General features: G+C 39.8%; 22 protein-coding genes, 4 tRNA genes and 1 pseudogene. 2 read left to right on the top strand and 25 right to left on the bottom strand.

Features of this window, described 5'->3' with window-relative positions; genetic code table 11:
* Nucleotides 1–16: 16 nt before the first annotated feature.
* The 13 genes and pseudogenes from QE429_RS01500 to QE429_RS01440 form a co-directional block, all read right to left on the bottom strand.
* On the bottom strand, nucleotides 17–175 hold the full coding sequence (locus tag QE429_RS01500) for a CxxH/CxxC protein (protein WP_307283157.1): 159 nt from the start codon (nucleotides 173–175) through the stop codon (nucleotides 17–19).
* 146 nt (nucleotides 176–321) lie between these two features.
* Nucleotides 322–1563, bottom strand: a complete 1242-nt coding sequence (locus QE429_RS01495) for a S1C family serine protease (RefSeq protein ID WP_307283154.1) — start codon at nucleotides 1561–1563, stop codon at nucleotides 322–324.
* A 606-nt stretch (nucleotides 1564–2169) separates the two neighbouring features.
* A complete protein-coding gene (locus tag QE429_RS01490; protein WP_307283151.1) occupies nucleotides 2170–2964 on the bottom strand; it encodes an MBL fold metallo-hydrolase in 795 nt (264 codons plus the stop codon).
* Between the two features lie 7 nt (nucleotides 2965–2971).
* On the bottom strand, nucleotides 2972–3769 hold the full coding sequence (locus QE429_RS01485; protein ID WP_307283148.1) for a two-component system regulatory protein YycI: 798 nt from the start codon (nucleotides 3767–3769) through the stop codon (nucleotides 2972–2974).
* Nucleotides 3756–5078 carry a YycH family regulatory protein gene (locus tag QE429_RS01480; RefSeq protein WP_307283145.1) on the bottom strand — a complete coding sequence of 441 codons (1323 nt, stop codon included), beginning with the start codon at nucleotides 5076–5078 and terminating at the stop codon, nucleotides 3756–3758. Before QE429_RS01480 ends, QE429_RS01485 begins: the two co-directional genes overlap by 14 nt.
* Nucleotides 5075–6901: a cell wall metabolism sensor histidine kinase WalK gene (gene walK / locus QE429_RS01475; RefSeq protein ID WP_307290706.1), complete on the bottom strand. Its 1827-nt coding sequence runs from the start codon at nucleotides 6899–6901 to the stop codon at nucleotides 5075–5077. Before walK ends, QE429_RS01480 begins: the two co-directional genes overlap by 4 nt.
* An 8-nt stretch (nucleotides 6902–6909) precedes the next feature.
* Nucleotides 6910–7620 carry a response regulator YycF gene (gene yycF / locus QE429_RS01470; protein WP_307283144.1) on the bottom strand — a complete coding sequence of 237 codons (711 nt, stop codon included), beginning with the start codon at nucleotides 7618–7620 and terminating at the stop codon, nucleotides 6910–6912.
* A gap of 209 nt (nucleotides 7621–7829) precedes the next feature.
* Nucleotides 7830–9278 (bottom strand): M23 family metallopeptidase, encoded by a 1449-nt coding sequence (locus QE429_RS01465; protein WP_307283142.1) that lies wholly within the window; start codon nucleotides 9276–9278, stop codon nucleotides 7830–7832.
* Between the two features lie 411 nt (nucleotides 9279–9689).
* A tRNA-Phe gene (locus QE429_RS01460) sits at nucleotides 9690–9762 on the bottom strand.
* A 308-nt stretch (nucleotides 9763–10070) separates the two neighbouring features.
* Nucleotides 10071–10147 (bottom strand) — tRNA-Asp (locus QE429_RS01455).
* A gap of 65 nt (nucleotides 10148–10212) precedes the next feature.
* Nucleotides 10213–10284 (bottom strand) — tRNA-Glu (locus QE429_RS01450).
* 16 nt (nucleotides 10285–10300) lie between these two features.
* Nucleotides 10301–10376 (bottom strand) — tRNA-Lys (locus tag QE429_RS01445).
* 131 nt (nucleotides 10377–10507) lie between these two features.
* Nucleotides 10508–11801, bottom strand: a pseudogene (locus QE429_RS01440) (adenylosuccinate synthase).
* 229 nt (nucleotides 11802–12030) lie between these two features.
* Between QE429_RS01440 and QE429_RS01435 the strand changes: the two are divergent.
* A complete protein-coding gene (locus QE429_RS01435) occupies nucleotides 12031–12948 on the top strand; it encodes a nuclease-related domain-containing protein (protein ID WP_307283140.1) in 918 nt (305 codons plus the stop codon).
* A 253-nt stretch (nucleotides 12949–13201) separates the two neighbouring features.
* On the opposite strand, the gene dnaB is transcribed toward QE429_RS01435, so the two are convergent.
* From dnaB to QE429_RS01380, 11 genes are all read right to left on the bottom strand, one after another.
* Nucleotides 13202–14554 carry a replicative DNA helicase gene (dnaB, locus tag QE429_RS01430; RefSeq protein WP_307283135.1) on the bottom strand — a complete coding sequence of 451 codons (1353 nt, stop codon included), beginning with the start codon at nucleotides 14552–14554 and terminating at the stop codon, nucleotides 13202–13204.
* A gap of 170 nt (nucleotides 14555–14724) precedes the next feature.
* Nucleotides 14725–15174: a 50S ribosomal protein L9 gene (gene rplI, locus QE429_RS01425; protein WP_307283130.1), complete on the bottom strand. Its 450-nt coding sequence runs from the start codon at nucleotides 15172–15174 to the stop codon at nucleotides 14725–14727.
* Nucleotides 15171–17144: a DHH family phosphoesterase gene (locus QE429_RS01420; protein WP_307283128.1), complete on the bottom strand. Its 1974-nt coding sequence runs from the start codon at nucleotides 17142–17144 to the stop codon at nucleotides 15171–15173. The genes rplI and QE429_RS01420 overlap by 4 nt, the downstream gene beginning before the upstream one ends.
* 25 nt (nucleotides 17145–17169) lie before the next feature.
* Nucleotides 17170–18114, bottom strand: a complete 945-nt coding sequence (locus QE429_RS01415; RefSeq protein ID WP_307283125.1) for a YybS family protein — start codon at nucleotides 18112–18114, stop codon at nucleotides 17170–17172.
* Between the two features lie 119 nt (nucleotides 18115–18233).
* Nucleotides 18234–18473: a 30S ribosomal protein S18 gene (rpsR, locus tag QE429_RS01410; protein WP_007088219.1), complete on the bottom strand. Its 240-nt coding sequence runs from the start codon at nucleotides 18471–18473 to the stop codon at nucleotides 18234–18236.
* Between the two features lie 50 nt (nucleotides 18474–18523).
* Nucleotides 18524–19057, bottom strand: a complete 534-nt coding sequence (ssb, locus tag QE429_RS01405) for a single-stranded DNA-binding protein (RefSeq protein WP_307283117.1) — start codon at nucleotides 19055–19057, stop codon at nucleotides 18524–18526.
* 74 nt (nucleotides 19058–19131) lie between these two features.
* The gene (gene rpsF, locus QE429_RS01400) at nucleotides 19132–19419 is read right to left on the bottom strand and encodes a 30S ribosomal protein S6 (protein ID WP_307283115.1); all 288 of its coding nucleotides are present in this window, start codon (nucleotides 19417–19419) and stop codon (nucleotides 19132–19134) included.
* Nucleotides 19420–19632: 213 nt separating this feature from the next.
* Nucleotides 19633–20733 (bottom strand): redox-regulated ATPase YchF, encoded by a 1101-nt coding sequence (gene ychF / locus QE429_RS01395; protein ID WP_307283113.1) that lies wholly within the window; start codon nucleotides 20731–20733, stop codon nucleotides 19633–19635.
* Nucleotides 20734–21061: 328 nt separating this feature from the next.
* Nucleotides 21062–23050, bottom strand: a complete 1989-nt coding sequence (locus QE429_RS01390; RefSeq protein ID WP_307283111.1) for a molybdopterin-dependent oxidoreductase — start codon at nucleotides 23048–23050, stop codon at nucleotides 21062–21064.
* Between the two features lie 208 nt (nucleotides 23051–23258).
* Complete coding sequence (locus tag QE429_RS01385) at nucleotides 23259–23456, bottom strand: DUF951 domain-containing protein (RefSeq protein ID WP_283920949.1); 198 nt, start codon at nucleotides 23454–23456, stop codon at nucleotides 23259–23261.
* Nucleotides 23457–23471: 15 nt separating this feature from the next.
* Nucleotides 23472–24353: a mechanosensitive ion channel family protein gene (locus tag QE429_RS01380; protein WP_307283105.1), complete on the bottom strand. Its 882-nt coding sequence runs from the start codon at nucleotides 24351–24353 to the stop codon at nucleotides 23472–23474.
* Between the two features lie 158 nt (nucleotides 24354–24511).
* Between QE429_RS01380 and yyaC the strand changes: the two genes are divergently transcribed.
* Nucleotides 24512–25126, top strand: coding sequence for a spore protease YyaC (gene yyaC / locus QE429_RS01375; protein WP_307283103.1), 615 nt, complete (start codon nucleotides 24512–24514; stop codon nucleotides 25124–25126).
* A 44-nt stretch (nucleotides 25127–25170) separates the two neighbouring features.
* On the opposite strand, the gene QE429_RS01370 is transcribed toward yyaC, so the two are convergent.
* Nucleotides 25171–25884 carry a DUF554 domain-containing protein gene (locus QE429_RS01370; RefSeq protein WP_307283100.1) on the bottom strand — a complete coding sequence of 238 codons (714 nt, stop codon included), beginning with the start codon at nucleotides 25882–25884 and terminating at the stop codon, nucleotides 25171–25173.
* Nucleotides 25885–25971 lie beyond the last annotated feature (87 nt).

Genomic DNA, 25971 nt, shown 5'->3' with positions numbered 1-25971 from the left:
CACATCTTGTATGGAATCACTTGTTCGCCACCATATATACAGCTGTATTTTGGCAGTATTCACAACTTGTTGATAAGTTATCCACATCAATTTTTGATAAAACAGGGAATGTTTCATACTCATCCACAACGGTATCCAATGCTACTTCCACGTGTTCCTCACAGCAATAAATCATTTTGTTCACTCCCTACATAAATGAATTCTGTTATTCCTATTGTTTACTTTCGTAGTAACGGCCATTCAGCCGCTTTAAAAACAAAATACATCATACCATAATAAAAGAAAAACCAGGCAAGTGAATCATCACTTGCCTGGTTTTTCTTATTGAAGTTTCTCTCCAGATAGCGTTAAGGTTGTCTCTTTTAACTGGCCCTCTCGATAGTATTTAATCTTCATTTTGTCGCCAATTTTCTTTTTCTGATACAGATGTTTACGTAAATCGATGACATCATTTATCTTCTGTCCGTCCATTTCAACGATGACATCCAGCTCTTTTAGTCCAGCAAGAGAAGCAGGTGAATTTGGAACTACTTGACGTAAGGCTACACCGTAATTCACATCACGTGGAAGTTTCAATGCCTCCTGCTGATAATATGCGGGAATTTCTGAAACTGATTTTAAGTCCACTCCCATGTATGGACGTTTGACTGACCCAAACTGTTCAAGATCACTGATAATTGGCTTTGCTGAGTTAATAGGAATCGATAACCCAATTCCTTCAACCGCTTCTTGAGATATTTTCATTGAATTAATCCCAATCACTTGACCAGCGATATTGATTAACGCACCACCGCTGTTTCCTGGATTAATTGCGGCATCTGTTTGCAGAACCTCTGACTGCCAGTCAATAATACCATCTTGATTGATATCTACTGGAATCGTCCGTTTAATTCCTGAAATAATCCCTTGTGTAACTGAACCAGAGAAGGTTGCTCCTAGTGGATTTCCAATCGCAATAACTGGTTCACCCATTTTTAAGCTATCAGAATCACCAAACTCTGCCACTTTCTTTATTTTACTCGCATCAATTTCAAGTACGGCTAAATCGGTCCAAATATCACTTCCCAGCAACTTAGCCGGAATTTTTGTTCCGTCTTGCATACTAACTTCTAACTTAGTCGCACCTTCCACTACATGGTGATTGGTTACGACGTAAGCTTTATTACCTGCCTTTTTATAAATGACGCCTGAACCAGTTCCTGCAGCTTCCTCTGAGCTGTCACCATTATCTGACCAAAAGCTTGATGACTGGATGTTGTTGATACCCACAACCGCATCTGCCGCTTTATCTACTGCTTTTGTGGTATTTGTATTTACGTCGTAAGAAACTTGCCTTTGAACGACCTTTTGCTGGTTATTATTCGTGGTGGTATTGTCTGTTCCTGCATCCTGAGCTGGATTTATCTCATAAGGCAGAATACCTTGGTTAGACAAGGCTGGAATGGCAATGATAACTAAAATTGCTCCGAGTATGGCTCCAACTAAACTAGCGAGAAAGATTCCACTCTTTTTACCCTTTTGTTCCCGATAGCGCCCTTGTGAATGATCATCATAATAACCCACTTTACACCATTCCTCTCTTTCGAAAAGATTGCTAATTACTATTTTGGCTTATAATAACAATTATACTCGTTCTACCTTAAATTTCTAAAAATTAGGCTAAAATTATGAAAAACTTACGAGTTTGTTCATACTTTTTTCATAAGAAAAGCGCAAGTGCCTTGGTCAGCCCCGACAGGCAAATGTTCTTCGGCAAAAAAAGTCCGCCTTTTGACTTTTATTACCGAAGGTTATTTGACCCGAGCTGTAACAATCATCGCTTTATCAAGCCATGATTGTTACAAGATACTCAAGGTAGAATATTCAGGATGAAAACTGGCTAGGCGCTGGAGCTGGACAATTCTCAAAGTCAAATTTTATACTTTCTTATTGAAAAAAAAGAAGCCGCCTTAAAAGGCAACTTCAATTTATAGGCTTTGTTAACTTGTCTGTTGATTTCCGCTCCAGGAGCGAGCGGTTCGGGGGTGTTTCGGCGAGCCTCCTCAGCGCTAATGCCTCAGGGATCTCCCCTGAACCATACTCCCACAGGAGTCTCCGCTCTTTCCGTTCCAATCAACAGTGTATAGAAATTAACAATGTTCTTTAACACAGCCTTTTTATAAAAACACGTTAAACTGCTGTTAAGATGGTTGGTGTTTTTGGGTCTGTGTCGTAGAGGTCAAATTGTTCTCCTACAATGAGACCGCGGCTTTGGAGTGTTTGGGCTACTGACATCTTTGCTAAGTCTTTCATGTTGTTATCAAGACTTAAGTGGGCAAGATACACACGTTTGGTATTGTCACCCACCACATCACTCATGGCAAGAGCAGCATCTTCATTAGATACATGACCGACATCGCTTAGAATTCTGCGCTTAATATTCCACGGATATCTTCCCATTCTAAGCATCTGCACGTCATGGTTAGATTCAAAAATATACACATCGGCATTGGAGATAATCCCCTTCATTCGGTCACTTACATAGCCTGTATCCGTAATCAACACCAGTTTTTTGCCTCCATGATGGAATACATAAAACATTGGTTCAGCCGCGTCATGTGAAACGCCAAATGATTCAATATCAGTTCCCCCAAAGCTCTTCACTGTTTCCATATCAAAAGTGAACTTTTGTTCCGTTGGAATAGCCCCAACTGAACTCTCCATGGCCCGCCAGGTTTTTTCATTGGCGAAAACAGGTAAATGATACTTACGAGCAAGAATGCCTATTCCTTTAATATGATCACTGTGCTCATGAGTAACAAAGATACCGGAGAGCTTACTAATATCACGGTCAATATTAGCAAACAGCGATTCCATTTGTTTCCCGCTGAATCCAGCATCGACAAGAAAGGAATGCTCATCCGACTCCACATAGAGAGCATTTCCCGTACTCCCGCTAGCCAGAATGCTATATCGTAAAGACATGATTTAATCACTCCACTTTACTATTTTCATCGTTGTTAAATTCAATAATCTGGCCTTCAAATGCGTTAACAAATAGGCTTTCTTTATCATCGACAACAAATCGCCAAGTTGGAGCTAATACTTGAGAAGCAGCCAACTGAACGAGCGTCGAATACCCAAGCTCAACCTTAGTAATTTTACTCTTTGGTTTTAGATTCCCTTTAGAGTGAAGGGTTTCAAGTGCTTTTAATGGAGGAAGAATTTCTTCCTTTCCCATTAGCTTTTCAATTCCTTCGAGGTAGGTTTGTTGATAGGAGACAATTTGATTATCCGTATTAATCGTGAATGTAATCATCCCATTCCTATTTTTAAATAATGGGAAGTTATCATATTGTTGAAAATAGGTAATCGTATTTTTCTTGTCATTCTTCTCCCAAAATTGATAATGCTCACCAAACAGGATATTTTCCTTTAAAAAAGTGGCCAATTCTGCAGGTTCAAACTTAGAATTGAGCTGCACGGGCTTTTCAAGTGTAGCCTGAAGAGTTGCCCCAGGCTCCTTTAAAGACACCGTCTGTCCTTTCAACTTGGCGATATCCCCTTTAGTAAAAGTCTTCGGCTTTGCACTCAAATACTGACCTTTAATCGGCTCCTTTGGAAGTTCCACATATTTTATCTCGTCAGTCTTTAATCGCTCTTCGAAGGAAGCCTCTGTTTTGATTTCATACTTATTGGCATCCCGTATCTTCATGAATTGAAATAACAGATACACATCTAAAATCAAGAAGGTCAAGATAAAAATGGTCTTAATTTTACTCCAATCCATGCTTCGAGCCTCCTAGATCGTCCGTCGTAATCTGCCCCCATGTTTTATCGTATCGATAAAACCAGGTCGGTTCTAGAAGGATCAATTTATTCTCCTCCGCATCCCTTTCCATTCGATAGCCTAACATCAGGTCCTCTAGCAGCTCTGGTTTAAAGTTTGGCTTCCTTTTTATGAACTCCAATACTTCATGACCTGAAGGCTGTATCACCTTTTGCATTTCAGTTGTTAAAGGCAGGTTAAGGGCAATGTAGGAACGCACATATTTCTTAATTTCATCTCTTCCCCATTCTTCATAGATCTCTGACAGTCCTCTATCGTTAAAAACAGGAAAACCATCCTCACTGTACAAACGGAAAGTTACAGAACGATTATATTCTCTTTTCGAAACATACCGATAAGGGCCTGTCCACCCGCCATGCTCATTCACGAAATCAATGCTTCGCTTAACTAGATCATATGAGCTATCAAGATAATTATCTTCTGGAATAGGGTTTACGTATTGAAGCATATTTGTATCATAATTAATCGTCATCTTACTAGAATCGTTTGCATATTCTTCCCCATGGGAGATAAAGCTTTTTTGCACATAACTTGGATCATTAAACAGCGCATCCTTGAATTCCTCTGAATTGACTGCATCCCACAAATATTTATAGGAGGTCATCTCGGTTTTTCCTTCTGGTAAATAAATCGTTCTTCTCTCAGAAGCTTCAAAAGCAAAAAACTCAGGATAACGAGCTGCATTTTTATAAAAATCATGATTAAACTCACTTAGGTTGACAGAAGAAATCCGACTTAAATAAACCTGTTGATTTTCAGAGGAAACAAAATAAACACTGCCCGTGTCCTTCTCTGAATTATCGACATCTATAATAATACGATTGAAATTAAAGGAGGGTAGCTTTTTTCCTTCAATATTTAAGACGCTGCGATAAAGCTCTATAGGAATTTCTCCAGAAAAAATAATTTCTGCATTTCCATCCTTACGGGCTAAATCATTCATATTCCCTACTTTATCAGTCACATTTTTGACATCAAAAAAGGTCCACTTTCTAAGTTCCTTTACCATCTTATCTAATTCTGCTGGATTGTTGGTGCCATAATGCTTGCCCTTCAAATGGAATAAAACCTGGTCTGGACTCACAAGACTTTGCACCTCTTGCTTTTCGCTAACCGTAACCTCTTTTACAGTATTACTGTTTTCCATGGTGTCATAATTGGGTTGATAGGTCCAAAGATTCCAGGTTAAAAGAATACTTACTAATACTAATATTATTAAAATCCCTGATTTAATATTTTCATATCTCATGACCATTCATCCTCTTCTGAACGCTCGTATGGAAGTGAAAACGAAATGGTTGTTCCTTTGCCTTCCTCACTTGTTGCCCAAATCGATCCCCCGTGTGCATTGACCATTTCCTTCGCAATCGCTAATCCTAAACCAGTGCCGCCCAGTTTACGGGTTCTTGCTTTATCAACACGATAAAAACGGTCGAAGATTTTTTCGATATTCTCCTTAGGAATTCCAACGCCCTGGTCCTTGACACTCACAATAATTCTACTTTCTTCTTCTTTAATGGAGAAGGTTACTTGTCCGCCTTCAGGAGAGTACTTTAAGGCATTAGAAATGATATTATATAAGACCTGTGTCATCTTATCTTCATCCACTTCTATAAAAATGGCATGGTTAGGTAGCTTTCGTTTAAAGGTAATCTTTTGCTCCTTGGACATCTCGAACCGATCAATGATTCGGTGGTAGAAATCCACAAAATTCACCCATTCAATCGTCAGTCGATAATCTGTACTATCCATTTTGGAAAGCTGTAACAGATCATTGACCAATCGGATCATTCGCTCCGTCTCTGTTCGGGTTACTTCTAGAAAGTTCGGAGCAATTTCTTCATCCTGCCATGCACCATCGGCCAAGGCCTCTAAATAACTTCTCATCGTTGTTAGAGGGGTCCTAAGCTCATGGGATACATTGGCGACAAATTCGCGTCTTTCCGCATCTATTTTCTCCTGATCGGTAATATCATGCAAAACCGCAATCAGTCCGTTTACAAAGCCGGTTTCCTTTTGAATAACGGAGAAATTAGCACGAAGGAAGTAGCGCTCCTTTTTGGTGCTATAATCTAGAATTAGCGATTCCTTTTCTTCGAGTAAATCTTCAAATGTATTGGTATCATCTAATTTCAGAAGGGAGACGATCGGTTGTGATAGAACTGTTTCACGTGAAACATTCAGCAGTTTGGCTGCCGGTTCATTAATCAAAATAACTCGCCCTTTCCGATCTGTCGCAATAACCCCATCTGTCATATAAGAAAGAACAGAGGAAAGCTTTCTCCGTTCTCCTTCGGTCATTGCCTGTGCTTCTTGCAACTTTTTCGTCAGGTTGTTAAAAGTAATTGCGAGTGTCCCAATCTCATCATAACCATACACCTTTACTTTCCGTGAAAAGTTTCCTTTCGCCATGGCTAATGCCTGCTTCTTCATATCGGCAATCGGTCGGGTGATGGTCTGGGCTAATAGAATCCCTAAAACAGCCGTAATCGATAAAGCAATCGCTGTTCCAGTGGCAAAAATACCATTGATAGTTTTCATTTGTTCAAATACATTTTCAATTTTTGCGACTAGATAGATGGCCCCGATGACCTTTTTCCCTGATTTAATAGGGGTAGCAAGTACCCAAATCCGGTCACCTGTATGCGGGTCAATTTGAATGACACTCTGGTCTTCTTCCATCACCATCGATTGTTTGATTCGAAGCTCTGTTGTCCGTTGCCCAACAAGACCCTGATTGTTGGTATTGGATGTGCCGAGAATTTTAAGTGATCTATTTTCAATCACTCGAACCTCAGAAATATCCCCCGCATCAAAGTCTCGAAGGATTTTCTTAATGTCTTCTTCGACTGTTGGATCCTCTGGTGTACGCTCTTTTTTCATTTCTTCCACAATATTATAAGCAAGCAAATTCACGCGCTCTTTTAGTGATGTTTGAAAGTTAGTCCTAAGTGTTTCTTCCAGCTGCTTGACAAAATACACGCCGATAATTTGCATAGCAACTAAAATAAGCAGAACATAGATGATGACAAATTTTACGTGTATCGAACGAAAGAATCCAACCTTTTTCATCAAAAAGACTACTCCTGTTCAGGATTCCGTAAATAATATCCGACACCACGGCGAGTCACAATCCACGTCGGATGGCTTGGGCTATCTTCAATTTTTTCCCGCAAGCGTCTAACGGTTACGTCCACCGTTCTTACATCACCGTAATAGTCGTAGCCCCAAACAGTTTGCAGAAGGTGTTCTCTCGTCATAACCTGGCCAATGTGCTGGGCTAAGTAATAAAGCAGTTCAAACTCACGGTGTGTTAGTTCAATCGTTTCTCCGCGCTTAGAAACCACATAGGCATCTGGATGTATAACAAGTGAGCCGATTTCAATTTCATTTGTCTCATTCTCTGCATCAGGCTGCGATAAGACCTGCTGATGTCTACGTAAATTTGCTTTCACTCGGGCAATTAATTCCCTCGTGCTAAATGGCTTTGTCACGTAGTCATCTGCCCCTAACTCAAGGCCTAATACTTTATCAATTTCTGAATCCTTTGCAGTCAACATAATGATTGGCATTTCATATTTTTTGCGAACTTCACGGCAGACTTCCATTCCGTCTTTTAATGGGAGCATAATATCTAAGAGTATTAAATCTGGCTGAACCTCTTCTACCAGTTCAAGTGCTTCATTTCCATCATAGGCGCAATAGACAACATATCCTTCTTTTTTCAGGTTAAACTGCAAAATATCTGCAATTGGCTTTTCATCGTCCACAACAAGAATTTTCTTTTCCATACCATTGCTCCTTCTTTTTCATTTATCTATTTATTCTTAAGCTGTACAAAAGCTGTAAAAAGTCATAACTATACTATTTTACTTTACCATTTTATTAGTATAAATTCACCTATAACTAGCATTTGGCAAGATTGGAATAGATTATTTTCCTATTAGTATTTCTAAAAAAGTAAAAGTCTCTAGCGGAGACTAGAGACCTTCAAACTATTTTATCTTAAATAAGAAAGTGGGTTGACCAAGCTTCCATTTTTATATACTTCGAAATGGAGGTGTACGCCAGTTACGTTTCCTGTTGCACCCATGATTCCAATTGGTGTGCCTTTCGAAACCGTTTGACCTACACTAACCTTGATTGATGACATATGGGCATATAATGTACGGAATCCATTTTTATGGTCAATTATGACTTTATTCCCATAACCACCTGAATCCCATCCAGCGGAAACAACCACACCATTATCGGCAGCCTTGATTGTCTTATTACTTGGTCGGGCAATATCGATCCCTTTGTGCATTTTCCCCCAGCGGTGGCCTTGCTTACTAGAAATATACCCACCTACTGTAGGCCAAGCAAAGGTTCCTTCTCCACGAGAAGGGATTACCTTGGTTCCTTTGATCAAAATATGATTGACTGGTTGTTGTATGATTTGTTCACTGGTTTGATCCTTCTTAAGGGTCACTCCATTTTGTTCAGATATCAAATAGTTCACTAGACGTGAACCATTTTGCCCTGCTTGTTTTTCTTTTGTTTCGCCCTTAGGCATAGATGAATCCTCAACTACTTCATTAGCAAAGGCGATTTCTTCCTTCAAACTGGCTTCCTTATCCACAATGACAGCAACATACGGTTGAGGTACAGTCACATATAATTCCTGTCCAATTTTCAACAGAGAGTCAGCAGTCAAACCTGGATTAATTGCTAAGAGGTCTGCCTGGCTTAAACCGTGGTTCGCAGCAATTGTTTCAAGTACATCGCCTTCTTGAACCACATATTTCTGCTCTACTAACGTTCCTTTTTGTAAAAAGGTTACGGCCTCCTTAATAGACATGATTTTCTTTGGCGCAACATTCTCTGTGTGAATGGAAACATCTTTTGATAACCGAACGTCTAAAATACGTGTTTCATTTTCCTTTAATGCGGGTAAAGCAGTATTATCTGAGGCTTTACGATCCTCTAATTCCTTTAATTGCTCTTCTGTTACATATTGTAACTTTAAACTTTTAACGACATCTTCCGCCGCATCTTTGTTTTCAAGATATACAACTGGCTTTCCATCGATATCAATGGCTGATGCCTCTGCTTGCAGCTGGAATGAATTTTTTATTGTTTGTAATGTTTCTTGATTGTTGGCTGTAGCATGTAGGACCTGTTCAGGTATGTACTGCACTTGCGGTCCAAATTTTAGTGTAACATCCTTAAGCGTTTTCTTCGCTTCCTTAATTTCATGTTCCACTAATTGATCGACAAGATGTTTATCCGTCACATTCCCAATATATGTACCATTCAGATAGACTTGATAAATGGTGGTAACATTCGATGATGTAGCAAGTGCAACCGGTCCACTGCTGAATGCAACAGCAGATGCTGCCATTACAGTAATAATGGTTGTTTTAAGTAGTAAAAACTTTTTTGTCTTCGCTATTTTTTTAAAAAACATTTTTTCCTCCTAAACCACGGTAAAACCCTCTTACTCTAGTACTTTTGACTAACTAAGAATTTTCCAGAATTTTAGACCTTCTCTACTTTACCATAGTTTAATTTAAAAAGATTAATAGTTGATATAATGTAACAAAAATGTATAATTGTTGACATTTTTCTACTTTCTCTTGGAAAAATATAGTCAAATAAGCATGGGTTTTGTCTGAAAATATTCGTGCGAAGTAGGTTCCTATCCCTAGCATATCAAGGTTTTTTCTAGTTCAAGAGTAATAGAAAGGGAGCAGCAAAATAGGATAAGAGAATTATTCCTCTATTGGAATAGAAATGGAAGTTTTATTACACATATGTTACAAAAGTGTATTTTGAGGAAAAAGAAAAGGAGTTTGCTTTTGCAAACTCCTCTTTGGGATGGCTCAGGACGGAATCGAACCGCCGACACAAGGATTTTCAGTCCTTTGCTCTACCGACTGAGCTACTGAGCCATATTAAGATGATTCACTAATCCTTTATTGAGCATTAGTCCTTTGCTCAAAAGAACTTACGTTCTTTTTCGCAGATTGCCGCAGAAGCAAAATCAGGATGTGAGCAATCTGCTCTACCGACTGAGCTACTGAGCCATAATAAGATATTTCACTAATCTTTGATTGAGATAAAGTCCTTCGTCCCCATCTCAGAAAGCTTATTCAAGCAGCAGCTCGATGGGTACGCTGATGCTGATTCTTAGAAGCCTATTCGATCGTGCTCTACCGACTGAGCTACTGAGCCATAATAAACTTTGTAATATGTATAATGGCGGTCCGGACGGGACTCGAACCCGCGACCTCCTGCGTGACAGGCAGGCATTCTAACCAACTGAACTACCGGACCATTATAAATTGATCATCAGCAAGGAAACCGTCCTTGCCAGTCACTTGCTGACAATCAAATGCCGATGACCCCTACGGGATTCGAACCCGTGTTACCGCCGTGAAAGGGCGGTGTCTTAACCGCTTGACCAAGGGGCCATATAAAATATTAAAATGGTGAGCCATGAAGGACTCGAACCTTCGACCCTCTGATTAAAAGTCAGATGCTCTACCAACTGAGCTAATGGCTCTCGTGTGTTTCTTTGTCGTATCGTGGCGACGCTTTTTATAATAGCATGGTTAATACTATTTAGGCAATACTTTTTCAAAAAAACTTTTAAAATAATTGAAGCCCTCAAATTTGAGGGCTCCACATTATGTTTTAAACTTGTCTCCACGGGCTTCTTACAACGTTTGTTTTGATTACGATCAGGACCTACGGAGAATGTAGTTAATGGTACACCTGTAAGCTGTGTTACACGCTCTACATAGTGGCGTGCATTTGCAGGCAGCTCATCCAATGATTTCACACCTGTAATATCCTCTGTCCAGCCTGGTAACTCCTCGTAAACCGGCTCACATTCTGCTAGAATGCGTAAATTTGCAGGATATTCAGTGATTAACTCATCCTTATGACGATAAGCCGTACAAATTTTCAATGTTTCAATGCCAGTTAAAACATCAATTGAATTAAGTGAAAGATCCGTTAATCCACTCACACGACGCGCATGGCGAACAACAACACTGTCAAACCAGCCGACACGGCGAGGGCGTCCTGTAGTTGTACCATATTCACGACCTACTTCACGGATTTGGTGACCAATTTCATCATGTAATTCAGTCGGGAACGGTCCATCACCTACACGAGAAGTATAAGCTTTGCATACTCCCACTACATGCGTGATCTTAGAAGGACCTACACCAGATCCAATAGTTACCCCGCCAGCTACAGGATTAGACGATGTTACGAATGGATAAGTACCTTGGTCAATATCAAGCATGACACCTTGTGCACCTTCAAAAAGCACACGCTTGCCATCATCTAATGCATCATTTAATACAACAGATGTATCACAAACGTACTTTTTCACTTGTTGACCATACTCATAGTATTCATCAAGGATTTCTTCTTTTGTAAAACCTGTTGTTTCATATATACGTTCGAATAATCGATTCTTTTCTGCTAGGTTGTGCTCCAGCTTTTCTTCAAAAATTTCACGGTCTAATAAATCTGCCATACGAATACCGACACGAGCCGCTTTATCCATGTATGCAGGGCCGATTCCTTTTTTCGTTGTACCAATTTTATTGGCACCTTTACGTTCTTCTTCCACTTCATCCAGCTTAAGATGATAAGGAAGAATGACATGGGCACGGTTACTAATACGTAGATTATCTGTTGTAATCCCTTTTTCGTGTAAATAAGCAAGTTCTTTAACAAGTGCCTTTGGATCGACCACCATACCATTTCCAATTACACATGCTTTTTCTTTATAGAATATCCCAGATGGAATGAGGTGTAATTTGTAGGTTTCTCCATTAAACTTGATGGTGTGGCCTGCATTGTTTCCACCTTGATAACGTGCGATTACTTCTGCATTCTCAGAAAGGAAATCAGTAATTTTCCCTTTTCCTTCGTCTCCCCATTGCGTACCAACAACCACTACTGATGACATAAAAGGCACCTCCGAAATTTTTGCTTTCAGTAAATAATTATTATTCCCTCAGATAGTTTATCAATTTAGCGGACAAAAATCAACAAAACACGAACATTTTACATAAAAGTTTATATTATGTTCGTAAAATATTAATTTGTTATTCTACTAAAATCACAACTTGTAAAATATGACCTTTTTCCATAAAATGAAAGTGTAGTTTTATTAAAATAATAAAAGGATGTGGAACATGATTATTAAGCATCGGCAAAAGACATTAGAATTAATACTACTAGAGTATTTACATGCCCGGATGGATTTTTCAACTAAAGAGTTGAAAAGATACTTAAACCTAAAAAAAGGTTATGAAGGGGAGCTAAAGAGTGACTTATGGTTAGATGGGCTTTCAGACGATTGGATTATTCTTCAGGGTCTATTACTTGAAATTAATCAGTCTACATTTCAAATTGATACCCTACTTATTTCGCAAGAAACTATTTATAATTTAGACATAAAAAATTTTGAAGGTGACCATTACATCGAGGGTGAAAAATGGCTTATCACTCCTAAGCAAGACGTGAAAAATCCCCTACATCAACTTAACCGCTCTCAAATCCTATTAAGAGGACTACTCCACGAACTTGGATATCATTATCCGATTGAATCCTATCTCATTTTTGTCAACCCTGAATTCCACTTATATCAACCCACTATTAATACTACTATTGTTTATCCAACGCAGCTCAATCGCTTTTTAAAGATGTTAAATACAAAGCCGGCAAACTTACAAAAAAATCATTTCAAATTAGCGGAGAAACTAGTAGCTCTTCATAAAGTAGAATTACCTTACTCGCGATTACCTGGTTACAATTTTGATTCATTAAAAAAGGGGATTATCTGTCCACAAGGCGACGGCTTTTTTTCTGAGGTGTCGGGGCGAATGCTTGTATGTGCTAATTGTGGCTGTACAGAGGAGATCGATGCCGCTGTCTTACGTACAGTAAATGAACTGATCCTTCTTTTTCCGGATATAAACATTACCACAAACATTATCCAGGAGTGGTGCGATATTATAAAATCTAAGAAAACCCTTTGGAGAATTCTTTCCAGACACTATAATCGTGTAGGAAGCAGTAAGTCAACTAATTATATACCCCCTAAAGATTAGCTAGTTTATTTTAGTGCCCGTTGGAAAAATTTTTATTTTTCAACGGGCATTAGTCGTTTTGACTAGTTACCGTTTCTTTACCTTCACATCTGACACGGGCACTTATCCTGCTGACTAGTTACCGTTCACCTAATTTCCACCCCTCCACTGGCACTAGTCCCACCGACCAGTTACCGTTCACCCAAAATTTCACCCTTAAAAGGCACGAGGCCTCCTCAAAAACAAAAAAGGCTAGCCCCAAAAAGGCTAACCTTTATGCCCCCGGCGACTCATACCGCGTCTCGAGGTTGACGAACTTATTATATTCCTTAACAAATGCCAACGAAACCGTTCCAGTTGGACCGTTACGCTGTTTGGCAATAATAATCTCAATGATATTCTTATTCTCAGATTCTTTATCATAGTAATCATCACGATATAAGAAGGCAACGATATCAGCGTCCTGCTCGATACTTCCTGATTCACGGATATCAGACATCATTGGACGCTTATCTTGACGCTGCTCTACACCACGGGAAAGCTGTGAAAGGGCAATAACAGGAACCTTCAGCTCACGAGCTAACTGCTTTAGTGAACGGGAAATTTCTGAAACCTCCTGCTGACGGTTCTCACCCGCTCGGCCGCTTCCTAAAATAAGCTGCAAGTAATCGATTAAAATCATGCCAAGACCATGTTCTTGCTGCAAGCGGCGGCATTTTGAACGGATATCACTGATTCTAACACCCGGCGTATCATCGATAAAAATACCAGAATTCGAAAGACTTCCCATTGCCATTGTCAGCTTGCCCCAGTCCTCATCGGTTAAAGAGCCAGTACGAAGTCTTTGGGCATCAATATTCCCTTCTGAACAAAGCATACGCATAACCAACTGTTCGGCACCCATCTCTAGACTGAAGATCGCTACATTTTCTCCTGTTTTAACCGCTACATTGGAAGCAATATTCAAAGCAAAGGCTGTTTTACCTACGGAAGGACGGGCACCAACGATGATCAAGTCATTCCGTTGGAAGCCGGCTGTCATTCTGTCCAGCTCAGCAAATCCAGTTGAGATCCCCGTAATTTCTCCCACGCGGTTATGCATTTCTTCAATGTTGTCATACGTGCGGACAAGTACATCTTTAATATTATGGAACGCACCCGCATTCTTTCTTTGAGCCACTTCCATAATGCTTTTTTCCGCTTCACTTAAGAGAGCTTCCACCTCATCCTCACGCGAATATCCATCAGTAGCAATATTCGTCGCTGTACGAATCAGCCTTCTAAGCAAGGACTTTTCTTCTACGATTCTAGCATAATACTCAATGTTGGCGGCTGTAGGCACAGACCCGGCCAGTTCACTTAAATAACTAACACCGCCTGTATCTTCTAAAAGCTTGGCTGCTGCCAGCTCTTCCGTAACGGTAATTAAATCAACGGCTTTCCCTTGATCATTCAAGTCGAGCATGACATTGAATATCTTTTGATGGGAAGCACGATAAAAATCCTCAGGAATAAGTATCTCTGAAGCGAGTGTTAATGAAGAGGGTTCTAAGAAGATAGCCCCTAAAACAGCCTGTTCGGCTTCTATATTTTGTGGCGGCATACGATCCGCGAATAAATCATTCATCTATAAAAAACCTCCTATTCTAGTAGGATGATTTTAGCGTAATAGTATAAAAGTATTATAGCATATCCGAAAAAGAAAAATGTGACCAGCACATACCGATCACATCATTGATAACTTTTATATTCTAACATGGTTATACAGAATCTCGCACTGGGAATTTTTATCCCAGATTATTTTACTTCTTTAACAGAAACCGTTAAAGTTGCTGTTACTTCATGATGAAGCTTCACTGGAACCTTTGTATGGCCAAGTGTACGAATCGCATCAGCTAGTTCCATTTTACGCTTATCAATTTTAATTCCGTGTTTCTTTTGTAATTCTTCTGCAACTTGCTTTGTAGTAATGGAGCCAAAGAGTCTTCCGCCTTCACCAGCTTTTGCTGTTAACTCAACTGTTGTTTGGTCTAATACTTCTTTCAGCTTTTTCGCTTCAGCAAGCTCTTCTGCCGCTTCCTTTTCTTGTTTCTTCTTTTGAGCATCTAATGAGCTGATGTTGGCATTGTTTGCTTCCACTGCTAAACCTTGCTTTATTAAAAAGTTATGTGCATAGCCATCAGCTACATTTTTCACTTCGCCTTTTTTTCCTTTTCCTTTAACATCTTTAAGAAAAATTACTTTCATTCTTTCTTCACTCCTTCAAAGTATTCATCAATAGCCAGCTTTAATTTGTCTTCTGTTTCTTTTATCGTTAGACCGCTAAGCTGGGTCGCAGCATTCGTAAGGTGACCGCCGCCTTTCAGGCTCTCCATAATCACTTGGACATTGATGTTTCCAAGTGACCGGGCACTGATTCCAATGACACCTTCGCTCCGCTTGGAAATGACAAAAGAGGCAAGAACCCCATCCATGGTTAATAAAGTATCTGCTGCTTGAGCGATAATGACTTGATCATTTAACTCATTTTCATTTCCCTTTGCAATGGCTACACCCTCACGGTAAAAGGTAACAGATTCAATTAGCCTTGCCCGCTTGATATATGTATCTACATCTTCTTTTAATAACTTTTGGACAAGAATGGTATCTGCCCCATGTGCCCGTAAGTAAGAGGCCGCATCAAACGTTCTAGAGCCTGTACGTAAGGAGAAACTTTTGGTATCGACAATGATCCCAGCCAATAATGCAGTGGCTTCAATCATCTCAATTTTACCGCGTTTCGGCTGATATTCCAAAAATTCCGTTACAAGCTCGGCAGTGGAGGAGGCATATGGCTCCATGTAGACAAGCAATGGGTTGGCGATAAAATCTTCCCCACGACGATGATGGTCAATAACTACCACATTGTCGATTTTATTTAACAGTCGTTCTTCCATTACCAAGGCAGGCTTATGCGTATCAACAATCACCAAAAGGGTTTTGTCTGTCGCTATTTCTAAAGCCTGTTCTGGACCGATAAAATGCGAGTATAGCTGCTCATTTTGGCGAATTTCATTCATTAGCCTTTTTACACCGTTGTCCATTTCCATAGTATTCACAACAATGTAGGCCTCTTTTTGATTCATTTGTGCTACTTTATAGATACCAATACTTGAACCGATTGAGTCCATATCAGGGTTTTTATGGCCCATGACAATGACTTTATCACTAGCGGTAATTAAATCCCTCAGAGCGTGTGAAATCACTCGTGCTCTTACTCTTGTCCGCTTTTCCACAGGATTAGTTTTCCCACCAAAGAATTTCACTTTTCCATTTGGCAGTTTAATAGCAACCTGATCGCCACCTCTGCCTAGGGCTAAATCCAGACTGGATTGTGCTAGCGCTCCCAATTCAGGCAAGGAGGAAACACCTGTCCCAACACCAATACTTAATGTAAAAGAGACATTTTGCTTAGATGTCATTTCTCTCACTTCATCAAGAATCGTGAACTTCCCTTTCTCAAGAGAGTGGAGGATGCCTTCACTAAAAACAGCAATAAATCGTTCTGAAGAAATCCGCTTCAGGAAAATTCCATTATCCTGAGCCCATTTATTCAGGATAGATGTCACGAGATTGTTAATACTCCCGCGCATTTGATCATCCATACCCTGCGTCAAATCATCATAATTATCTAAGAAAATAATTGCAATAACGGTGCGGTCATCCTGGTACTTCTTCTCAATTTCCTTTTGTTCAGTTACATCAAAAAAGTATAAAAGCCGCTCTTCACGTTTATGTATAACACGGAACTTCCGGTCATGAAGAGTAATAATTTCCGTTTCCACTTCCTGTTTTAACAACGGAATGAGCGTATCTGCCACATCATAAAGAGATCTTCCAACTAATGTCTCTTCATCAAAGCATGAGGCCAAAAAAGGATTTGTCCACTCGACAAAGTACTCCTCATTGATGAGCATAATCCCAATTGGCATTTCCATAAGCGCTTCTTCGCCAACCTTTTTGACCCGGTAGGAAAGCGTGGAAATGTATTCTTCCATTTCCTTTCGTTGGCGGTGCTCAATGACAAACATATAGTAGAGAGGAAAAAACATTAATAATAGCCCGGCTACACTTAATATCCAGTTATATAAAAACAGGATAATGAGCAGTACCACTGTTACGCCAACTAACCCATAAAAGGGGTATCGTATTGACCGCTTTTCTAAAAATGCAGGCAAAGTTTTCAGCTCCTAGTCGTGAATCTTACTCTTTCTTTTCAAACTGCTTTCGAAAATCAAAGCCTAAATCAGTAATGCCCAATATCAATATTATATAACGGACTACTGGAATCATCAAAGTAAGAATTACAACAAGCACACCAAGTCCTTTTGCAACTGACCTTTGGTGGAAAATAAAAAATAAAAATGCAAGACCTTGCACCATTATAAATATCTCTAATAGGTATTTAACATTGATTATTACAGCATATCCGTATGTACCCACATGCGGGTGAAACAGAAACATAGCACCTAAATCAATTAAATAATACCATAATAGACTTTTTGGCAGGGAAAGGTTACGGAAACTTCCCCATGGCTGGGCCTTTACCCCAAACCTTCTTACAATTGGGAAGCTTATCCACTGAATGACAAAGGAAACAGAGATTGCAGTGAAAATCACTAACGATGGAGCAAGGGTCGTGAGCTGATTGATCATATCAGCACTTTGCTTATGCAGTTTATCAATTTGTTCCTCTTGCCCTTGCGCCCTTAATAACTCTTCCGATTGTTTCAATGATTGGTTTACAGAGGTCTTCAGTTCATGAATGATGTCCATATGAAAAAAAGCAGCTGAAGCACTATAAAAAACAACGATCCCAATCGTAAGGATAAGCGTGCTAGTAAGTAAAATAAAACTTCTACTCTTATTTTTTTGTAACAAATAACCGATACCAACTCCAACTGAACCATAGAACAACATGAGAGCCAGTCCAATGAAAGATCCTGCAAGGAAGGATATCAAGATACTTGCCAAAAAGAAAGCAGAAATGAATTTCACATTATTTTTCGCCGAAAATAAAATAAACGGTATTGGAACAGCAATATTTACAATAGAACCCAAGATGGGAACATAAACACTTATTGCGATGAGAGCTGCCATTGTAGCTAAAAGAATAGCACCCTCTGTTAGTTTATGTACATTTTTCACTTCTTCACCTCTAATTATGAAAGCTATCCTCTTATTTTAGACTAGAAAAGAGTTCTCATTCAACTTTTATAGAAACGAAAAGGCAGTAAGGGTAATCCCTTACTGCCTTAAAAAACGTATTATTCTCCAGCCACGAATGGTAATAATGCCATTTGACGTGCACGTTTGATTGCAACTGTTAGTTTACGTTGGTATTTAGCGCTAGTACCAGTTACACGACGTGGTAAAATCTTTCCACGCTCAGAGATGAATTTTTTTAGTAAATCTACATCTTTATAATCGATGCGAGTGATGCCGTTTGCTGTGAAATAGCACACTTTACGACGCTTTGCGCGACCGCCTTTACGTCCTCCTGCCATGAAAATTCCCTCCTTTATGATTTATTATTATTCCCGGTCAATAAAGGTGTTTAGAATGGAAGATCATCATCAGAAATGTCAATTTGGCCATTTCCTGCAAATGGGTCTTCATCCATACGAGTAAAACCTTTATTTTGATTTTGGTTTTGATTTTGGTACTGGCGTTGATTCTGATTGCCGCCTCCATATTGGTTTCCTTGCGGTTCCCTTGGTGGTGCACCGAAATAATCATTGTCGCCTCTTCCACCGCCGCCGCCAGACGAGCTTTTAGGTTCTAAGAACTGAACGCTCTCTGCTTGAACCTCTGTAACGTAAACACGTTTACCATCTTGTCCTTCATAGTTGCGGGTTTGAATACGACCATCAACACCTGCAAGACTGCCCTTTTTCAAGAAGTTCGCTACATTTTCAGCCGGTTTACGCCAAACAACACAGTTAATAAAGTCTGCTTCACGCTCACCTGCTTGACTAGAAAATGGTCGATTAACTGCTAGAGTAAAAGTAGCAACAGGAACCCCATTTGGCGTATAGCGCAAATCAGGATCTTTTGTTAAACGGCCAACAAGCACGACACGATTCATCATCAGAATCAACTCCTTTTCTTCCAGGTACTGTTTCACATGAAACAGTATGCACCTGAAAAAATTTTATATTAATATTAAGCTTCTTCTTTAATTACGATATGGCGAATGATATCTTCGCTGATTTTTGCAAGACGAGAAAATTCTTGTACTGCATCAGCTGAAGATGTAGTTTTAGCGATTTGGTAGTATCCGTCACGGAAATCGTTGATTTCGTATGCAAGACGGCGCTTACCCCAATCTTTTGTTTCAGCAGTTTCCGCACCATTGTCAAGAAGAATTGTGTTAAAACGCTCAACTAGAGCTTTTTTCGCTTCCTCTTCAATGTTTGGGCGGATGATGTACATGATTTCGTACTTATTCATCACAGTCACCTCCTTTTGGTCTAAACGGCCCGATTGGGCAAGGAGCAATTATTCATTACTCACAAGTTAAGATTATAGCATAGAAAAACAGGAAAAGCAATGTTCTTTCCCTGTTCCCATTTTTACCTATTTACAATGATTTAAACATGGAACCTATTCTGTTGATTTCCGCTCCAATTAACAGGATGCCAGTTTTCAACAATATGCTATAAACTATACGTTGAAACGGAAGTGGATGACGTCGCCGTCTTTTACTTCGTATTCTTTTCCTTCTAGGCGAACTTTTCCAGCTTCTTTCGCTGCGTTGTGGCTTCCTGCTGCTAGAAGGTCATCGTAGGATACTGTTTCCGCACGGATAAATCCACGTTCGAAGTCAGAGTGAATAACACCCGCACATTGCGGAGCCTTCATTCCCTTTCTGAATGTCCATGCACGAACTTCCTGAACTCCAGCTGTGAAGTAAGTGGCTAAACCAAGCAAATTATATGCCGCACGGATTAACTGGTCTAGACCGGATTCTTCAATACCAAGTTCAGAAAGGAACATCGCCTTTTCATCGCCCTCAAGCTCAGCAATTTCTTCCTCAATTTTCGCGCAGACAACAATCACTTCAGCGTTATCAGCTGCTGCATATTCACGAACCTTTTGAACATATTCATTTTCAGATGGATCCGCAATATCGTCCTCGCTAACATTAGCCACATACAGAACAGGCTTAATCGTTAATAGGTGTAATCCTTTTACTAATTTCATTTGTTCTTCCGTGAAATCAACTGTACGAGCTGGTTTTTCTGCTTCAAACGCATCACGAAGCATCGCAAGGACTTCAAATTCTGCTGCTGCATCCTTATCTTTTTGCTTAGCTAATTTTTCCACACGGCTAATACGCTTTTCTACGGATTCCATATCCGCAAGAATTAATTCAAGGTTAATAACTTCGATATCATCAATTGGATCTACTTTTCCAGAAACGTGTGTAATGTTTTCATCCGCAAAGCAGCGAACCACTTGGCAAATCGCGTCTACTTGACGAATGTGTGAAAGAAACTTGTTTCCTAGTCCTTCACCTTTACTAGCACCTTTCACAATCCCGGCAATATCAGTAAATTCAAATGCTGTTGGAACAGTTTTCTTAGGTTGAACAAGCTCCGTTAGTTTTTGTAAACGATGGTCAGGTACTTCTACAATCCCTACGTTTGGATCAATCGTACAGAAAGGATAGTTTGCAGATTCCGCTCCTGCCTGTGTAATTGCGTTAAATAAAGTAGACTTACCAACGTTCGGTAAACCTACGATACCAGCTGTTAAAGCCATTTCCTTCACTCCTCATATCAAAAATTAATCTATTTAAACACTGGCTTTGTTAAACTTGTCTGTTGATATCCGCTCCAGGCACGAGCGGTTCGTGGGTGTTTCGGCGAGCCTCCTCGGAGAAACGCGCCTGCGGGGTCTCCCCTGAACCATACTCCCACAGGAGTCTTCGTGCCTTCCACTCCAATCAACAGGGTATAAAATCCACAATGTTCTTTAACATAGCCTAAATAAAATTGAGTCCATCAAATCAATAGTCAAGCCTTTCACAATTATAGGTTTTTGTACAAAAAAAGACAAGAAAGAAAAAACTGCCACCCATAGGCAGCAGTTACATAATTTTTTCTAGGTTTACAAGACAATCATATAATGTACTTCCAAGCCCATTATCGGATTCCCTGCTGGAGGTTAGATTATTAACTGAACCACCGAACTCTTTCCATATGCCTTCATCGATATTGACCGTGTTCGGATGAGCGGTCGCTAATATCGAGATCGTTCCTTTTACTTCACCACGTTCATTCCATACCCTGACAAAATCACCATTTTGTAAATTTTTCTGTTCAGCAATATTAGAGGCAATTTCTACTTTCATCTTCGGCTTAGAAGGGAAGATGTGGTAGTTTTGCGAATGATTCGAGCGTAATGGATGAATCGTTAACAAACTATATGGATAGTTTTCTGCAAGCTTTGGATTTTTCCATTTCGACTCCTCTGGTACGGCTAGCTTTAAAGAACCACCTAGCAGAGTTGTAAATTCAAACTTTCCTGTAGGCGTTTGGAACCGGTGATCCTGCCAAGGTATTTGTTCAACAGGCAGTTCCACCGTATGCTTTTCTTTTAGTGCCTCAAGCGTCACACCTTTTTGTTCTAATGATTGGAATGTCATCTTTAGCCATTCTTCTCTAGAAAAATCAAAGTCCTCACCAAATCCTAAGCGTTTCGCTAACTCTGTCCAGATCCATAAGTCAGACTTCGCTTCACCGGCAGAAGAGACCAGTTTAGGGCCATAATTAACATAATGATGATACATGGAAGAATAATAAATATCCTCTTCCTCAAAAGCAGTGGTGGTTGGCAATACATAATCAGCTAGCATGGCTGTGTCTGTCATAAACTGTTCTATGACTACAAGTGTTTCTACTGATGAGAATGCCTTCTCCACAATAGTTGTATCTGGAACCTGTGTAATTGGATTCCCACATGTGACAACAATCATCTTAATTTCCGGATCAACAGCTGCTAATACTTCTTCTGCCTGCTTCATAATGGAAAACTGCCGCTGACTTTGTTTGCGATGGGGAAGGGTCAGCTCATCATAGGAAAAACTTTGACCTACTTGTAGATTTGCATAATTGGCCCCGCCACCAGCAATTCCAATGTTTCCGCTGATGGCAACGAGGGCATCAATGAAACGAATCGTATTCCCGCCGTTTTGATACCTTTGTAATCCTAAGCCCATATAAGTAGCAGTTGGTTTATCACTGTAGATTTTTGCTAACTCGTTAATCACTTCATGAGGTACTTCTGTCATTTCACTTAGTTTTTCAATCGTGATCCCATCTAAAAGGTCTACTAAATCAGTAAAACCATGGGTAGACGCTTCAATAAACTCCCGGTCTTCCATTCCTAGTCGAAGCATTTCTTTAATAATCGCCGCAGCCAATAATCCATCCATCCCCGGCTTAATCGAAATGTATCGGTCTGCTATTTTTGCTGTCGCATTGTACAGAGGATCAATGACATAGATTTTAGCACCTTGCTTTTTTACTTCCAGTAACTTTTCATATAAGTGCATGTTGGTTCTTGCCACATTTCTTCCCCAAATAACGATGTGCTTGCTATTCGTAATATCTTCAGGTCCATGGCTATATGCATTCCCAAAATCCCATTTTTGCGCTTCAATACCTGCACCCCAGCAAAGGGAGCCATACAGTTCTGTTACGCCGCCATAGCAGTTAAAAAAGCGCTGGTCTAAGTTTTTCAAGATGCCATTATTGGCATAATCATGGCTGTGCAAAACTGCTGTTGGTCCGTAGTGCTCTTTAACTTCCCTTAGTTTTGAAGCAATTTCATTTAGGGCTTGTTTCCAGGAGATCTGTTCAAATTGGCCGTTGACCTTCTTTAAGGGATGCAATAGCCTTTGGCTGGAGTTAGTTCTTGTTTCGAGCATCCTGCCTCGTCCACAAATTTTCCCTTTTGTTATGGGATGGGTGGGGTCGCCTTCCACTTTCACTACTTTATCGTTTTCTATTGTTACGTTAAAACCGCAGCTGTCCCAACAGTTTAAAGGACACGCTGCCTTTCGTATTTCTTTCAACCTCTCCACCCCCAACCATTACTTCTGTGTTTAAGAAAAGCGCAAGCGCCTTGGTCAGCCCCGACAGGCAAATGTTCTTCGTCAAGAAAAGTCGCTCTTTGACTTTACTTGACGAAGGTTATTTGACCCGAGGGGCTAGGCGCTGGAGCTGGACAATTCTCAACGTCGAATTACGCTTTCTTATTTTGTTAAAAAAAGAAGCACGGGCTTAGCCCTCATGCTTCACTAAGATCTTTTTCATTTTCCTTGAAAATTCTTTTCTTGGAATTAATACGCTATGTCCGCAGCCTTCACATTTAATCCTAATGTCCATGCCAAGGCGAATAATCTTCCATCGGTTCGTTCCACAAGGATGTTGCTTTTTCATTTCAACCACATCATTTAAGGCAAATTCTTTTTCCTCCATCGAACTTCCTCTCCTTTAAACTCCAGGTTCTTTCACTCCAGAATCTTTAGCATACATGACCATACGTGGATATGGTATTTCAATTCCATGTTCATCTAGGGTCAATTTAATATCTTTACGAATTTTCCTTGAAACCCCTGCATGCTGCATTGGCAATGTTTCAGCCACAATCCTGACGATTACCTCTGAAGGTCCAAAGTTTTGAATCCCTAGATAATCGGGTGTTTTCACTAGTTCCTCATATTTTTCCGGCATGGTTTCAAGTAATTCACGAATAACCTTCTCAGCCTTATCAATATCTTCCTCGTAGGCAATTCCCACATCAATAATAGCAAGACTATTATTAAGCGAGAAATTAGTTACCTCCATTATACTACCATTAGGTAAAATATGGACCTCACCTGTCCAGCTTTTTATTTTAGTCGTTCTTAAACCAATGGTTTGGACATTCCCTTCGAACTGCCCTAGACGAACATGGTCACCTACTGAAAACTGATCTTCAAAAATGATAAAGAAGCCGGAAATCACATCTTTCACCAGGTTCTGTGCACCGAAACCTACGGCTAATCCCACTACTCCAGCTCCAGCTATGAGAGCTTTTACATCAATTCCCAAAACAGAAAGAATCATCATCAGGGCAATAAAATAAATAACATATGACAAAATATTATCGAGAAGTTTGGAAAGAGTCTCTTCGCGCCTTACGGAAGTAGTAAGAGGGGAGAGATTTCTGATTTTAAAAATATTATGAATGGCTACTTTTCCAATCCGAATTAAGATATTAGAGATGACGATGATCGCAACAATTTTTAAAAGACCTTCACCCATGTTTAGCCACGTGTCTTCATTTTGAAATTTATCAATTATTTTTTGAATACCTTTTTCAGTAATACTCATCCACACACCATCCTTAACCATTAATACCTCATCTATTTTAGCAATTTTTCATGTTAGATAATAGCATTGTGATTTTTCTTTTTCTTCCTTGTTATGTATAGAATCCCTGATTTTTCCGTATAATAGTAAAACTATTCAAAATTTAAGGAGTGGGCGAAGTGAATCTGAAACCAAGCCTTTTTGACAGACGGGCTAATACACGCATTAGTCACGAAGAAGTCCATGCTGCAGAACATTTAGCTGAAGATTTATTAGCTCATATCCCAAGAGTAACCAACCGCCCAATTGTTTTTGTTTGTATCGGAACAGACCGCTCGACAGGAGACTCATTAGGCCCGCTTGTCGGTACATTGTTGGAAGAAAAGAAACTCACTTCTTTCCATGTGTACGGAACATTAGATGAGCCTATTCATGCGGTGAATCTGGCAGAAAAACTAAAAGAGATCCAATCTAAACATGTGGAACCATATATCATCGGAATCGATGCATGTTTGGGAAGGATGAAGAATGTCGGTGTCATACAAGTAGGTACAGGTCCTGTCAAGCCGGGTGCTGGTGTGAACAAGGACCTTCCAGCGGTGGGCGATATACATATCACTGGCATTGTGAATGTAAGTGGATTTATGGAGTTTTTTGTTTTACAAAATACACGATTAAATTTAGTCATGAAAATGGCTAAAACAATCGCAAATGGAATTTATCAGGCCAACCTTCTTTATCCTAAGAAGAACTGGACTGAATTAAATTGGGTAGAAGAAGAGAGGACAAATTAAAAGAGCAGCCGGAACGCACCGGTTGCTCTTTTAATTTTCATTTATTAGAAAAACTTATGGTAATAATAAATAACTGTCACACAGATACCCACTATCACTATCCCAGGCAATAGATTAGCCACTTTAATTTTTGTCATTCCTGTTAGATTTAAGCCAATGGCAAAGATCATGATTCCGCCTGTAGCTGTCATTTCGACAATAAACTGGTCCATTAGTGCCTGTGGAACGAAACGATCAATTTGCGTAGCAAATAAGGCAATTATTCCTTCATAAAGCACGACTGGAATAGCAGAGAAGATTACGCCAATTCCAAGAGTAGTCGTTAAGATGAGTGCGGTAAATCCGTCAATCAGTGCTTTTGTATACAATACATCATGATCACCTCGAATTCCACTATCTAGTGCACCGAGGATTGCCATTGCCCCAATGACAAAGATTAGAGTTGCCGTAACGAACCCTTCGGAAATGCTTCCTTTTCCATTTGACCCAACCTTCGATTCAAGCCATTGTCCCAGATCATTTAACTTTTCTTCTAATTTTAGTAGTTCTCCGGTTACAGCTCCACCTACCAAGCTGATGATAACGATCAAGAAGTTTTCACTTTTTAATCCCATCTGAAGTCCAAGTACCATCACAGACATACCGATGGCGTACATGACGGTTACTTTCATTCCTTCAGGGATTCGGTTTAGTGCTTTTCCAATAAGTGTACCGATAATGATTAAAAGTCCGTTTACCAATGTGCCTAATAAGAACATGATTGTTTCCCCTTTTTTCGCCTCTCGAAATAATATTAGTATTAAACTATCATTTTTCTGCTAGATTGAAAAGAAATTTCTCAAATT

Origin of the sequence: Bacillus sp. SORGH_AS_0510 (assembly GCF_030818775.1) — a bacterium.
Lineage (GTDB): Bacteria > Bacillota > Bacilli > Bacillales > Cytobacillaceae > Neobacillus.
This window is presented reverse-complemented; position numbering and strand designations above follow the sequence as displayed.

What these genes read in the sequence shown, in the direction of transcription:
- QE429_RS01500 (WP_307283157.1), bottom strand. Translation starts at nt 175, where the DNA reads ATGATTTATTGCTGTGAGGAACACGTGGAAGTAGCATTGGATACCGTT.
- QE429_RS01490 (WP_307283151.1), bottom strand. Translation starts at nt 2,964, where the DNA reads ATGTCTTTACGATATAGCATTCTGGCTAGCGGGAGTACGGGAAATGCT.
- QE429_RS01485 (WP_307283148.1), bottom strand. Translation starts at nt 3,769, where the DNA reads ATGGATTGGAGTAAAATTAAGACCATTTTTATCTTGACCTTCTTGATT.
- QE429_RS01480 (WP_307283145.1), bottom strand. Translation starts at nt 5,078, where the DNA reads ATGAGATATGAAAATATTAAATCAGGGATTTTAATAATATTAGTATTA.
- walK (WP_307290706.1), bottom strand. Translation starts at nt 6,901, where the DNA reads ATGAAAAAGGTTGGATTCTTTCGTTCGATACACGTAAAATTTGTCATC.
- yycF (WP_307283144.1), bottom strand. Translation starts at nt 7,620, where the DNA reads ATGGAAAAGAAAATTCTTGTTGTGGACGATGAAAAGCCAATTGCAGAT.
- QE429_RS01465 (WP_307283142.1), bottom strand. Translation starts at nt 9,278, where the DNA reads ATGTTTTTTAAAAAAATAGCGAAGACAAAAAAGTTTTTACTACTTAAA.
- QE429_RS01435 (WP_307283140.1), top strand. Translation starts at nt 12,031, where the DNA reads ATGATTATTAAGCATCGGCAAAAGACATTAGAATTAATACTACTAGAG.
- dnaB (WP_307283135.1), bottom strand. Translation starts at nt 14,554, where the DNA reads ATGAATGATTTATTCGCGGATCGTATGCCGCCACAAAATATAGAAGCC.
- rplI (WP_307283130.1), bottom strand. Translation starts at nt 15,174, where the DNA reads ATGAAAGTAATTTTTCTTAAAGATGTTAAAGGAAAAGGAAAAAAAGGC.
- rpsR (WP_007088219.1), bottom strand. Translation starts at nt 18,473, where the DNA reads ATGGCAGGAGGACGTAAAGGCGGTCGCGCAAAGCGTCGTAAAGTGTGC.
- ssb (WP_307283117.1), bottom strand. Translation starts at nt 19,057, where the DNA reads ATGATGAATCGTGTCGTGCTTGTTGGCCGTTTAACAAAAGATCCTGAT.
- rpsF (WP_307283115.1), bottom strand. Translation starts at nt 19,419, where the DNA reads ATGAATAAGTACGAAATCATGTACATCATCCGCCCAAACATTGAAGAG.
- ychF (WP_307283113.1), bottom strand. Translation starts at nt 20,733, where the DNA reads ATGGCTTTAACAGCTGGTATCGTAGGTTTACCGAACGTTGGTAAGTCT.
- QE429_RS01385 (WP_283920949.1), bottom strand. Translation starts at nt 23,456, where the DNA reads ATGGAGGAAAAAGAATTTGCCTTAAATGATGTGGTTGAAATGAAAAAG.
- QE429_RS01380 (WP_307283105.1), bottom strand. Translation starts at nt 24,353, where the DNA reads ATGAGTATTACTGAAAAAGGTATTCAAAAAATAATTGATAAATTTCAA.
- QE429_RS01370 (WP_307283100.1), bottom strand. Translation starts at nt 25,884, where the DNA reads ATGTTCTTATTAGGCACATTGGTAAACGGACTTTTAATCATTATCGGT.